Here is a 12,247-nt window from a genome sequence, read left to right on the forward strand (position 1 = left end):
CTAATCATTTTAGAACGACTATTCTTGACTAAACGTTCTTGAATGGGTATTCTTAAATTATGGGAAGAAATCGATCCTTTAATTTAACTGAAGTCCTTCACTCAAGTGCAGCTTTGTTTCGCTCAAAAGGCTACGAAGCGTCATCTATTGACGACGTCGTCAAGGTAACTGGCGTCCACCGTGGCAGCTTGTATAACACTTTCGGCAGCAAGTACGGGCTCTTTCTTAAGGTGCTTGATAACGCTCTTGAGTCACTCGACCAGCCCGAAAATATCGAATTACTTTTGGTGGCACTTTTTGATGCTGCGCCGAATGACCCAACAGTTCAAAACCTCATTGAACCTGCAATCAAAACCCACACCTCAATTGCAACTACGCTCGGTCTAGCTCTGCTTTCACGTGCAGGTCTAGATCAAACAGAACCACAAGCCAACAGTTCTTCGCCACGGGAAACAGAAACAAGTAGCATCGATAAAGCCAGCGACGGCGTTCACAGCGATACATTCACACAAACAGGAGTTGAAGAGAAATGACTACCACCAAAGTTTTCATTACACCCAGTGAACTGGTTGTACGCCCATGTGGCATGAATAAGGTATGGAGTTTACGCCAGGAGATTCGGGTACCCTTGGCGAATGTGCGCGGAGCAACCCACGATCCGGGTGTGAAACATGAACCGAAGGGAGTGCGAGCACCTGGGTTACGAATGGGCAATAAGCTGGCTGGCACATTTCACGTAGATAACCAGCGGAATTTCTGGAACGTAAGCGGATACGAAAATTCGATTGTTATCCAGCTAGCGCCTGGCGAACACTTTAACCAGATTGTTGTTAGCGTGGATAATCCGCGCGAAACAGTGGACTTGATCAATCGGGCGACGGCTAGGGAAGAGCGCTAGAGCCCTCTCCCTCACGACAGCGAGATTAAACGGTGTGTTTTTACACAAACCAAGAACGAAATATAGGCCAAAAGAATTTGAGCGAACCTAATAAGCTGGGGGTGTGGTGCATAATAATTGCACCACACCCCCAGCTTATTCAGAACATCGCAACGCGATAAGCGTTACTCCGAACCTAGTTTTTCGTCGGCAGTATCACGTACCGAATCGAGCTTATCGGCATATTTTCCACCAGTGAGCTTATCCGCGGCGTCACGAATCACGTCAAGCGCCTGGTCAGTTTTCTCTTCATCATTCTTGATGCCGTCAAGAGCCTCAACGGCTTTATTTTTGAGATCGTCAAAATTCATGGTCTCCCCTTCTATGTTGATCATTGAAGAACCTCCTTACCTGCCTCAATATTCATTTATCGTGAAGAACTTTTATGGGCAAGTCAGGTGATATTCGCTTAGTGGGCATCGCAGTTAAACGTGCAGGCTTATCACACACACTTCAACAATCAGTACACACATTTATTCTATATTTTTCTTTTGCGAAAATCCGCGCAAAATTCGATTCAAAGCACTTCACATCAAGTCTTTGCCCTTCGTAAATATGCGTGTTACTCTTGTTTCACGAGTTTCAGGATTGTGACGCAAGGCAAGACCTGATCGCCTAGGATTCTCGCGTGAATTCTACATTATGTCCTTTGTATGGACGTTTTGCGCCTTTACCTCCGGTATTCTGCTCGTTTTTCACTTCTATTGCTCTCATGAGCGTTGCTTGTGCTGGATTGAAACATGTTCCAACCATCGTAGGTTTGATGAACGTTACGAACGGCGATAGCGCCAAACGTTTCCATGCACTCATCTGCGCGTCACATCGTCGCGACGCTAAGTGAAAAGCGGAAATATGTTTAAAACTCTTCAAAAACTTGGCAAGTCTTTCATGTTGCCGATTGCTATTCTTCCCGCAGCGGGCTTGTTGCTCGGTATCGGTGGAGCACTGTCTAATGCCAACACCGTCAAGGCATACCCGATTCTCGACAACGCATTTTTGCAGGCGATTTTCTCAGTCATGAGCGCCGCCGGTAACACGATCTTCGCAAACCTCGCACTGCTGCTCTCGATTGGTCTTTGTATCGGTCTAGCGAAACGAGACAAGGGCACTGCCGCACTAGCTGGTATCGCCGGATATTTGGTGATGGTAAGCACTATGAACGCACTCATGACGTTGCGTGATCCAGAAGGAAAAATCGACACTGGCGTGGTAGGTTCGCTGGTCATTGGCGCTATCGCCGTCTGGCTTCACAACCGTTACCACAACATTCAGCTTCCACCGTTCCTCGGATTCTTCGGCGGCTCACGCTTCGTGCCAATCGCCGCAACCTTGGCAGGTATGCTCGTGGGCTGCATGTTCTTCCTGATCTGGCCACCAATCCAAAGCGCTATGGTTTCCGCTGGTGAAGCAATTGCTGGTTGGGGCGCAATCGGAACTTTCTTCTACGGCTTCCTCATGCGTCTATCTGGTGCGGTTGGCTTGCACCACATGATTTATCCGATGTTCTGGTACACGCCACTCGGCGGAACTGAAGTTGTTGCTGGTCACACCATTGAGGGTGCTCAGAAGATCTTCTTTGCTCAGCTCGCAGACCCTGGTCACGTGGGTCTGTTCACCGAAGGAACGCGCTTCTTCGCAGGTCGTTTCGCTACCATGATGTTCGGTCTCCCCGGCGCCTGCTTGGCTATGTGGCACGTGCTCCCTAAGGATCGCCGCGCAAAGTACACCGGTCTGTTCGCTTCGGTGGCGCTCACCTCTTTCATCACCGGCATCACCGAACCAATTGAGTTCATGTTCCTGTTCGTGGCACCGTGGCTCTACGTTATTCACGCTTTCCTCGACGGCGTATCGTTCTTTATCGCTGATATCTTGAACATTTCGATCGGCAACACTTTCTCGGGCGGCGTGATCGACTTCCTCCTGTTCGGTGTGCTTCAAGGTGAGTCTAAGACCCACTGGCTCTACGTGATTCCAGTCGGTTTGCTGTGGTTTGGCCTGTACTACGTGGTTTTCCGATTCCTGATCACCCGTTTCAACGTGCCAACTCCTGGCCGTTTCGACGACGCTGAGGCACCGGCGTCGTCGGCACAAAACGACACAACGGACGCAAGCTCGAACGCAACGTCGGGCGTAGCTTCGGGCGCAACCGACAAGAACGCCCAGCTCAAAGCCGAATCCGAACTGATCGTGAAAGCCCTTGGCGGCCCGGAAAACCTCGAGGACGTGGACGCTTGTATCACTCGCCTGCGCGTAGCCGTCAAAGATGGCTCGAAGGTGGACAAAACCGAGCTCAAACGACTTGGTGCAGCGGACGTGTTTGAAGTCCGTGGCGGCGTACAAGCGGTGTATGGTGCAAAGGCGATATTGTACAAGAACGTGATTAACGAATCGCTCGGTATCGACGACTGAAAGGCTAGAACGTGGGACTGTTTGATTGGATGAAAAAGACGGCAGAGGTCAAGGTTTTCGCGCCCGTACCTGGGAATTTACTTGAGCTTGCTGAGGTTCCCGATCCGGTGTTCGCTGGCGAGATCCTGGGTAAGGGCTTCGCTGTGGCGCCCACAGGATGCGTCTTTGCTTCACCAATCGCGGGCGAAATAACGATGCTCGCACCGACCCTGCACGCATTCGGAGTGCGTTCCCCCGAGGGAGCCGAAATTTTGGTTCATATCGGTATCGACACCGTTGCGCTCAAAGGCGAAGGTTTCGAAGCCTTGGCACAGGTAGGCGACGCAGTGAAGGCTGGTGATCCAGTGGTATGCGTGGCGGAGGACGTCGCCGGAAAAGTACCGTCAATGATATCGCCTGTTGTGAACACGTCGAAGGCAAAATTTGAAATCGCAGAACTCAACCTGGCCGCCAAGCCGGGTGAGCCTGTGGCAATTTTGCACGCATTGGAGGCGTGAGTTCCATGTACGTTCGGATTGTGCGCATCTATAACAACAATGTTGTGCTAGCCGAACGTGAAGGAGATCAAGTTGTGCTCCTCGGGAGGGGAATCGGTTTTCAGCGCAAGGCTGGGGATTTGATCGACTCCCGAGGAGCGCGCACTTTTGTGCCCGACTCGCTTCACAAAGCCGCGCAGGTGGCGGGCTTGCTGAGTGAGGCCACGCTCGAGCAGGTTGAAGTCACGCGTCGGATGGTGGAGTTGGCGACGCCGGAGGGCGTGGCTGGTGCTGTGGCTGTAGGCGAGGCTGGCGCCGCTGGAGCTACGGCGGCATCGTCGGGGAATACTGGCGCGGACGCATCCCGCCCAGGCAAACAAATATTGTTTATGGCGCTCTTGGACCACTTGGCGGCCGCCGTGCGGCGAGCAGAGCTGGGCATAACCGTAGACTTCGCTCTGAAATGGGAGGTCATGGCGCTGTTTCCGAGTGAAGCGGGCTTAGGAAAAGAAGCGCAGAGGCTGGCCGAAACTGAACTGGGTGTGCGGTTTCAAGAAGACGAGTGGGTGGCGTTTGCTCTGCATTATGTGAATTTCCGGTGGGCGAACGGGAATTTGCTGAAAACAGTTGCGATGACCAGCGTCATCAAGGACGTGTTTGCTCTGCTTGAAGGGAAATGGGACGTGGAGATTGATCAGGAGTCGGTGAATGCTTCGCGTTTTGTGACGCATTTGCGGTATTTGATTGTGCGGACGGTGCGGCACAGTCGCACCCCGCATGGCGTGGATGTTTACGACGCCGTGCTGCGCTCCACGCCCGGTGCGGCCACTACCGCGCAGCAGGTGGCCGAGCTTATTGGGAAAGCCCTGGGTAATGAGCTATCTCGCGAAGAAGTGGGATATTTGGGGCTACATTTGGCACGGCTCTATGAGTCGGAGTTGGGGGCGTAGGTTGAGTTGGTGTGTGGGTACAGATTGGCCCTCCGCATTTTAGGAAGACCGAAATATTTCTGGTCAGTAACCTTGGGAGGGCGCTGATAGATTCAGTGTATATACTTTTCTGGACAAGGTGGCCATTCAGCAACACGAATTCACAAACCTGGACTATGCACACCGGCAAAGCGTTTCGATAGGTCTTCTAGGTAGTCACGGCGTTTAACGACGTCAAGCCATTTGTGTGGGATCGATTCGGCGCCATACGCAATGCCCGCTGCTGCGCCCACGATCGCCGCGTAAGTATCGGTGTCGCCACCGAAGCGGACGGCGGTGCGGATAGCTTCGGGGTACGACGTCGTATGCAACAGCGAGTATAACGCGATTTCGAGGGTATCGACCACGTACGCCGACGCCGTGAAGTCCGCAGGAGTGATCGACACAAACTCAGGACTGAAGATTTTTGAATGCGCCGCGAGTGCCTCCTGCCATTGTGGATCGTCTGGGCGCCAGTCGCTGTATGGGAGGGCGACGGCGCGCTGGTACGCCCGCGTGACGTCATGACCAGCGTGTATCCCCCAGAGAAATTCGCAGAAAATAATGCACGAGAGCTGGGAGATCGCGTGTCCGTGCGTAATTTGCGAAGCTTGGGAGACGACGTTCCATCTGTGGTCGCGGGAAGGCGGCGGTTCATGGGAAAGGATTTGTTCGCGAGAGGGGTTGGGTGCGGTGGCTTCGGCACGCTCGCTCGTTGGCACATGTTCACCTGTTGCTGTGTGTCCACAGCTTGCCCCGTAGCCACCGGCAGATGCATGCCCACCGGCTGCCAAGTGAAGAGCGATCGGGAAAATGCGCATGAGGGCGCCGTTGCCGTTGTCGCGCACACGTGTTGCACCGGATTCAAGGGCGGGCGCGCCTCCTTGGAAGCGACCGAGCGCCATCATCACCGTCATTCCCAATCCGAATGGACGCTCGATGGAGCAGTATTTTCTTTCCTCCCACCAGGCTAAGAATTGGCGCATGATATCGGTGAGGTCGAGGCGGCCCTGGTGGGAAATAATCGATTCCATTGTGGCTACAGCCATGGAGGTGTCGTCACTCCAAGCGCCAGCAGGTACCGCTCGGCGCGGCCGAGAATTGGCTGAATCAACCTCACTCGCAGCATACATGGCGTCGAGCGGGTGTTTGGCGACTTGGTCCGCGTCCAGAAACTCGAATGGCACGCCAAAGGCATCGCCTATTGCTGCACCGAGCAGGGCAGACGTTATCTGGGAAGCAGTGAGTGACCCGATGCCGGACGCGCTGGTTGTGTGTATACCCATAAGAACCTGCTTTCAGTGGACTAGTTGCGCCAGAACGATGGCCCGACGCTGCCAAGTCCAGTATATTCGCGAGTGCTCATAAGCTGGGGAATATGTTTTGCGGTTTATGACCCGGCGAAGGAGCCTTTCGCCAGGAAACGTTAGCCAATTTCTGATGCTACCGCGCAAGAAGACGAATCCTCTATATTGAGGAAAAATCCTAATTTTAGTTAGCCCCACTCAAGCTATGCAAGCCTAAATCAATTGGTAGCATCTCCCTCAACTTGACGCTCTGCTAATTTGAGATCACAGCCCAAGGTTTTTGCACGATCTCCCAATACTCCTTGTTTTGCCGCAACTGCAATCAACTCGCGCCAAGTCTCCAAACTTTCAGCTATTTTGGCGGTCAGAGTTTGGATATACTCCTCACGACGGCACTCACGCGAGATGTACCGATGTAAGTGATCCTGCAAACTTGGATCCATTTCTATCACCTTATTCTCAACCTTCTCCCAATAGTCTTTCGGACTTTCCTGTGTTTGAGGGTTGTCACCAAGCGCATCAAGATAATAAAAACGTCCAGATTTCCCATAACGGTCAAGCGTGTCGAGAATCAAGGGCCACAAAGGATCCCTTTCGAGCTCGTGTAAGGCATCTTTAACGTACTGAGGATGCGTTGCTTTGTTTATCCCTTCCTCAATTACTCGTCGTAGTGCGGCATCCATCTTTTTTAGATCATGACCATAATCTTTTTTGAGAATTTTGGCAGGTATCCATTCACGATTCTTATCCAGATAGACATAACCAAGCGCCAACTTCAATAATTTTTCAACACCTATCGAGAGCAACGTCAGTACAGGCTCACGCGTAGTGTCAATAAAATCAGCCGATCTGAGCGTATGCATACCGTACTGCAATAAGCGTTTCGCAGAATCCAGTTCTTCAATCAGATAAAACGCCTGCTGCCTTGTCAATCTGTCGTTGTATAGATTGTTCATAGATACACCACCTACCATCACTGATGTCTTTAAATCCGAAACTTTAGCCTAGATCATTAATAAATCTTGCGTTTATTTCTTGATCTCATCCTACTTATCGACTACGGAATATCGAACCACGTATTACTTTCGCTTTCCTTCACCTGCGAGTCTTCGAGGAACTCTTCAAAAACCGAGATCCGTCAGTGACCTCAACATTCGCATACACTTAATCCAACAAATATTAATGATTACGTTTTCTTTTCGATCAAGAAAGAAATGTACGTGCTCGAATATGTATAATTTTCAGTACGCCTTAGCACAACGAAGGAGCATCTGTGGGCAATGAGGCCAGCACCATTTCCCTGAATGATTATCAGGCAAAATATTTCGCTCACCAACTGGAACGTTCATATTCCAATGAACATGTTGGAAAACTTGCCGGCTTGCTTTTTGATGCACAAGTAGAACCAAAACCGCACCAAATCGACGCTGCTCTTTTCGCTCTGCAAACGCCATACATGAAGGGAATTATCCTAGCTGACGAAGTTGGCCTTGGTAAGACCATCGAAGCAGGAATCGTTATCAGCCAATTCTGGGCTGAACGTAAACGTCAAATATTGATTATTGCCCCCGCCAGCCTCCGCCAACAGTGGAAGCAGGAGCTGTGGGAAAAATTCATGCTCCCTGCGGAACTAATCGATCGTAAAACGAAAGATAAGCTTCGCAAACACGACCCTTCAGCTGATCCCACAGTATTTATCGTTTCGTACGAGTTCGCAAAATCAAACCAAGAAGCATTATTGCGTCACTGGGATATTATCGTCGCAGACGAAGCACACCGTCTGCGTAACTATTGGTCCGGTAACGCGAAGACGGCGAGCGCAATCTCTCAGGTTTTCCGTCAAGCTAGCAAAGTTGTATTACTTACCGCTACACCTCTCCAGAATCGCCTTGAGGAGCTTTACGGATTAGTTTCGACGTTCGATACCGAATTTTTCCATTCGCTTGACGCTTTTCGCGAGCGGTATATCAAAAACCGCTCACTAGTGGGCGGCGACGATCTCGCCGAACGAGTGCGCACCATCGCGAAACGAACACTTCGCCGTGACGCTGAAAAGTATATCCGTTTCACTCAGCGCATTCCTATAACAGTGGAGTTTGAGCCATCAAACGATGAAAAACGCCTCTATGAGCTCGTAGACTCCTACCTCCAGCGCGACGATCTATATGCATTCGCGAGTTCTCAACGATTCCTTTCTGCGACGATTATTCGCAAACGCCTCGGATCGTCAACCTACGCAGTTGCCCACACCCTGGAGAATATTGCGAACCGTTTACAATCGGAACTAGATGCTGGGCAGCTTCGCAACCGGCGTGGCAACTTATTTGAAGATGAACAGTTCGATTTAACAAGTGACGAACTCGAAGAACTGGAAAACATCAACGCGCAACAAAACCCGTTTTCTGATCGTAACGTTCAGGAAGAAATCGAAGCAGAAATCAATGAGCTCCATAGCTACGCAGCACTGGCTCGATCCATAACCGTCAACCAAAAAGCAGTTCATGTACGCGACGCCCTAGAACAGGGTTTCGCCAAACTTCGTGAAATTGGCGCTCCAGAAAAAGCAATTATCTTTACCGATTCAACGGTGACTCAGGCCTATTTGGAACGGCATCTCACTGAGATTGGCTATGGAGATGGCCTCGTGCTTTTCAACGGTACGAATAACTCTCCGCGAGCTAACCAGATTTACCGTGACTGGCTTGAAGAGAATGCTGATACCGATCTCATTACTGGAAATCCTTCAGCTGATCGGCGTAAAGCTCTCGTGGATTACTTCCGTGATCATGGAAAAATTATGATCGCTACCGAGGCAGCGTCCGAAGGCGTAAACCTGCAGTTCGCCTCAATGCTCATCAACTACGATTTGCCGTGGAATCCTCAACGAGTTGAGCAACGCATTGGTCGCATCCACCGATTCGGCCAGAAGTTCAATGTGGTGATTGCAAACTTCCTTAACAAGGGGAATGTCGCAGAGCAGCGAATTCTTGAGCTTCTTACTGAAAAGTTTCAACTGTTCAGCTCGGTATTCGGAGCTTCCGATGAGATCCTCGGCAGTATTGAAGACGGCTTAGATATGGAACGAAAAGTCGCCGCTATTCTTGCCGAATTTAAGACGGCGGAAGAGATCAGTGCAGCGTTCGACCAGCTAGAAGCACAATATGCAAGCGAAATTGACGCAGAGATGAAGAAGGCGAAGACGAAAGTCTTCGATCACCTCGATCCACACGTGCAAGATCGTTTGAAGAATTACGACAAGCAGTCGGACCAAGTGCTCAATCAATTCGAGCGCTTACTGATGAGTCTCACACGCTACGAACTCGCCGATTACGCGACTTTTGATTCTGATACACACAATTTCTCCCTAAACCGAGCACCCGTTGAGGGAGTAAAAGTTGGCAAATATTTCTTCAAATCCAGCCCTCTTCCCCAGGCTCACCAGTATCGTTACGCAAGCCCGCTCGCTCGATACGTCATTGACGCAGCTTTGCAGAGCCATACCCCAGAGGCGGAAATTGAGTTCAGTATTAGCAAGTCTCCTCGCGCTACCAAGTCCGTGCGCGAGCTTGCTGGTCAATCGGGAATCTTGACGGTTCGGAAGCTAACCTTTTCGATATTCGCCCAAGGTCAAGATCTATCTGAGTCGTACCTTATTTCCGCTGGCCGAACTACCCACGGGAAGAAACTCGACAGTGAATACGTGGATGACATCTTAAATTTGACAGCAGTTCAGACGGTAGCCATCAGTAACGTCGATATAGCCTCTTTAAGCAAAGCACTAGAAAAACAGGCCGAATCCCTCTATAAAGAAGTCAAGCATCGCAATTCGCGTTATTACTCTGAGCAAGAAGACGTCACCTATCGCAATCTACAAGACCGCAAAGCTGAGCATGAGAAGCTCATGCGAGAGCTCGAAGCCAAAATCAAGCAGCTACGTAAGGACGCAAAAAATACCGACGACGCACTAGAGAGCTTGAAGCTCAAACGAAAAGCAGATCGTCTCGAGGATCAGATCGACGACGCCGAAGATTCTTTCCGCGAGCAAAAACGTCAACTCCGCAAAGAGTCGAGAAACTACCTCGATTCTGTGGAAGACTCTTTGAAGGGTACCGAAACACAGGAAGAACTGTTTACGATTCGTTGGCGAATCGTAAAGTAAATTTCATTTAGAACTTAAATATTGGTAACAGGAGATTAACTATGACAGACGATTTTGACGTTTACGAAGAAACGGACGACATTAACGAGATTTCACCCGCTTCGCCAGATTTTCGCACCGAACTTGCAGAGCAAATTGCCGATCTCGCTCCCGAAGCAGTAGCGGACGGAAAAATCGACTTCGAAAAGTTAAAAGAACTTCTTAGCGACGACGTATCTAGTTCCCCTGAGCGCTTTGGTCTATTCTGGCCAGGGAAGAAGCAAGCGATTCGCACAGCTCAGACTCCCACTACTGCCACACTTCAGCCCGACTTCGAGAACTCCAAGAATTGGGATACCACTCAGAACGTGTTTATCGAGGGCGACAACCTCGAAGTACTCAAAGTTCTTCAGAACCACTACTACGGCAAAATCAAAATGATTTACATTGATCCGCCGTATAACACGGGCGAAGATTTCGTTTACAAAGATGATTTCCGTGACGGCATGAAGAATTATCTTGAGTGGACTGAACAGGTAAACGGCGAAGGCAAGAAAGTATCCAGCAACTCAGAAGCTGAAGGACGATATCACTCCAATTGGCTCAATATGATGTATCCGCGCCTCAAGCTTGCGCGAAATTTACTCACCGATGATGGAGTCATTTTTATCTCCATTGACGATCACGAACAAGCTCAGCTAAGAAAGCTATGCGACGAAATATTCGGTGAAAACTGTTATGTTGCAACGTTTCCTTGGAGAAAGCGTACGGCAAAATCTGACGTTCCTTTCGGAATCTCTCAAGACTTTGAATACATTCTCTGCTATGCGAAACAAAACTATTTAGCCGGAGTGGAATCTGACCAAGGAAAGTATTATGAAACTGAGGATTTCCCAGGAAGACCTTGGCGCTATCACGATTTAACCAAGCAAACCTCTGCCGAAGAACGTCCGAAAAGCTTCTTCACGATAGTGAATCCTAAAAATGGAGAAGAATTTCCAGCAAATCCAAATCGCACGTGGGCAATCACCCATGAAACGCTCGAACATTACCTTTTGAATCACCGAATAATCTTCCCCAACGACTACGACTTTTTAAAAATAACCAGACCAGTGCTTAGGTATTGGAAAGAAGACGATATCAAAAAACGAGGAGATTCATTTGGCTACAAGCCTGTGAGCACCTTGCTTCCCCCCCCTCGATTGTTGGAATGACACAGAACGGGACGAAAGAAATCGTTTCTATATTTCAAAATAAACTCTTCGCGTTTCCCAAACCCGTAAATTTGATCCAATTCCTAGCATCTTTCTCAACAAACTATGATAAGGACTGCTACATACTCGATTTCTTCGCTGGATCCTCCACAACTGCCCACGCCGTCATACAGTTGAACGCCGAGGATGGCGGAAATCGTAAATTCATTATGGTTCAGCTTCCAGAGCCTACAAGTGAAAAGTCTGAAGCTCGTAAGGCAGGCTATTCCACGATCCCTGAAATCTCCCGCGAGCGCATTCGCCGCGCAGGTGAAAAGATTCTCGCGGAAGAAAAAGCCAAGCTCGACGGCCGCACAGATCTCGACATCGGCTTCCGTGCATACAAGCTCACTGACACGAACTTTACAAAGTGGAATATAGGAAGTGACGCCACCGAAACTGAGCTACAGGGCGAACTACTCTCAACGGTGGATTCTGCCTCAGATGAATCACGCATCGACGATCTCTTCACCGAGCTTCTCCTAAAACAGGGCATGTCGCTCACGGAAACAGTTGACAATATCGAGGTTTCTGGCGTCAGCCTTCGCGCCGTCCGTGACGATGAAGGCGAGCTAGCCATGCTGGCCTACCTCGATGAGCATCAGTCCCCAACTTTGGAGCAACTTCGTGCGTTTATCGATAAGAAGCCGGCACGCTTCGTGATCCTCGAAGACACCTTCAAAGGCAACGATGAGCTAAAAACGAACCTGGTGCAGATGTGCAAGATCAATCACGTTGAACTCTGGACCGCGTGAGGCA

At 50.0% G+C, this 12,247-nt stretch carries 12 protein-coding genes; 9 read left to right on the forward strand and 3 right to left on the reverse strand.

What is annotated here, in order from left to right; genetic code table 11:
* The first annotated feature begins 59 nt into the window (after nucleotides 1–59).
* Together EIH22_RS02750 and EIH22_RS02755 are read left to right on the forward strand one after the other, a co-directional pair.
* Nucleotides 60–533 carry a TetR/AcrR family transcriptional regulator gene (locus tag EIH22_RS02750; RefSeq protein ID WP_124054278.1) on the forward strand — a complete coding sequence of 158 codons (474 nt, stop codon included), beginning with the start codon at nucleotides 60–62 and terminating at the stop codon, nucleotides 531–533.
* A complete protein-coding gene (locus EIH22_RS02755) occupies nucleotides 530–898 on the forward strand; it encodes a hypothetical protein (RefSeq protein WP_124054279.1) in 369 nt (122 codons plus the stop codon). Before EIH22_RS02750 ends, EIH22_RS02755 begins: the two co-directional genes overlap by 4 nt.
* A gap of 164 nt (nucleotides 899–1,062) precedes the next feature.
* On the opposite strand, the gene EIH22_RS02760 is transcribed toward EIH22_RS02755, so the two are convergent.
* Nucleotides 1,063–1,272: an antitoxin gene (locus EIH22_RS02760; protein WP_235001744.1), complete on the reverse strand. Its 210-nt coding sequence runs from the start codon at nucleotides 1,270–1,272 to the stop codon at nucleotides 1,063–1,065.
* Between the two features lie 293 nt (nucleotides 1,273–1,565).
* Here EIH22_RS02760 and EIH22_RS02765 point away from each other — a divergent pair, with 293 nt between their 5' ends.
* Genes EIH22_RS02765 through EIH22_RS02780 form a run of 4 tightly spaced genes read left to right on the forward strand, consistent with a single transcriptional unit; the run spans nucleotide 1,566 to nucleotide 4,772 of the window.
* Nucleotides 1,566–1,778 carry a hypothetical protein gene (locus EIH22_RS02765; protein WP_124054280.1) on the forward strand — a complete coding sequence of 71 codons (213 nt, stop codon included), beginning with the start codon at nucleotides 1,566–1,568 and terminating at the stop codon, nucleotides 1,776–1,778.
* 11 nt (nucleotides 1,779–1,789) lie between these two features.
* Complete coding sequence (locus EIH22_RS02770; RefSeq protein ID WP_124054281.1) at nucleotides 1,790–3,346, forward strand: PTS transporter subunit EIIC; 1,557 nt, start codon at nucleotides 1,790–1,792, stop codon at nucleotides 3,344–3,346.
* 11 nt (nucleotides 3,347–3,357) lie between these two features.
* Entirely contained in the window at nucleotides 3,358–3,843 is a 486-nt protein-coding gene (locus tag EIH22_RS02775; protein ID WP_200829150.1) for a PTS sugar transporter subunit IIA, read from the forward strand.
* Between the two features lie 5 nt (nucleotides 3,844–3,848).
* Nucleotides 3,849–4,772, forward strand: a complete 924-nt coding sequence (locus EIH22_RS02780; protein WP_124054282.1) for a PRD domain-containing protein — start codon at nucleotides 3,849–3,851, stop codon at nucleotides 4,770–4,772.
* Between the two features lie 140 nt (nucleotides 4,773–4,912).
* Here the strand turns inward: EIH22_RS02780 and EIH22_RS02785 are convergent, their stop codons facing one another.
* Together EIH22_RS02785 and EIH22_RS02790 are read right to left on the reverse strand one after the other, a co-directional pair.
* On the reverse strand, nucleotides 4,913–6,076 hold the full coding sequence (locus tag EIH22_RS02785; RefSeq protein ID WP_124054283.1) for an ADP-ribosylglycohydrolase family protein: 1,164 nt from the start codon (nucleotides 6,074–6,076) through the stop codon (nucleotides 4,913–4,915).
* Between the two features lie 239 nt (nucleotides 6,077–6,315).
* Nucleotides 6,316–7,053, reverse strand: a complete 738-nt coding sequence (locus EIH22_RS02790; protein ID WP_124054284.1) for a hypothetical protein — start codon at nucleotides 7,051–7,053, stop codon at nucleotides 6,316–6,318.
* Nucleotides 7,054–7,370: 317 nt separating this feature from the next.
* On the opposite strand from EIH22_RS02790, the gene EIH22_RS02795 reads away from it, so the two are divergent.
* From EIH22_RS02795 to EIH22_RS02805, 3 genes are all read left to right on the forward strand, one after another.
* On the forward strand, nucleotides 7,371–10,256 hold the full coding sequence (locus EIH22_RS02795; protein WP_235001745.1) for a DEAD/DEAH box helicase: 2,886 nt from the start codon (nucleotides 7,371–7,373) through the stop codon (nucleotides 10,254–10,256).
* 41 nt (nucleotides 10,257–10,297) lie between these two features.
* The gene (locus EIH22_RS02800) at nucleotides 10,298–11,449 is read left to right on the forward strand and encodes a site-specific DNA-methyltransferase (RefSeq protein WP_124054285.1); all 1,152 of its coding nucleotides are present in this window, start codon (nucleotides 10,298–10,300) and stop codon (nucleotides 11,447–11,449) included.
* A 71-nt stretch (nucleotides 11,450–11,520) separates the two neighbouring features.
* The gene (locus tag EIH22_RS02805) at nucleotides 11,521–12,243 is read left to right on the forward strand and encodes a site-specific DNA-methyltransferase (RefSeq protein WP_235001746.1); all 723 of its coding nucleotides are present in this window, start codon (nucleotides 11,521–11,523) and stop codon (nucleotides 12,241–12,243) included.
* Nucleotides 12,244–12,247 lie beyond the last annotated feature (4 nt).

Origin of the sequence: Arcanobacterium ihumii (genome assembly GCF_900604515.1) — a bacterium.
Lineage (GTDB): Bacteria > Actinomycetota > Actinomycetes > Actinomycetales > Actinomycetaceae > Arcanobacterium_A > Arcanobacterium_A ihumii.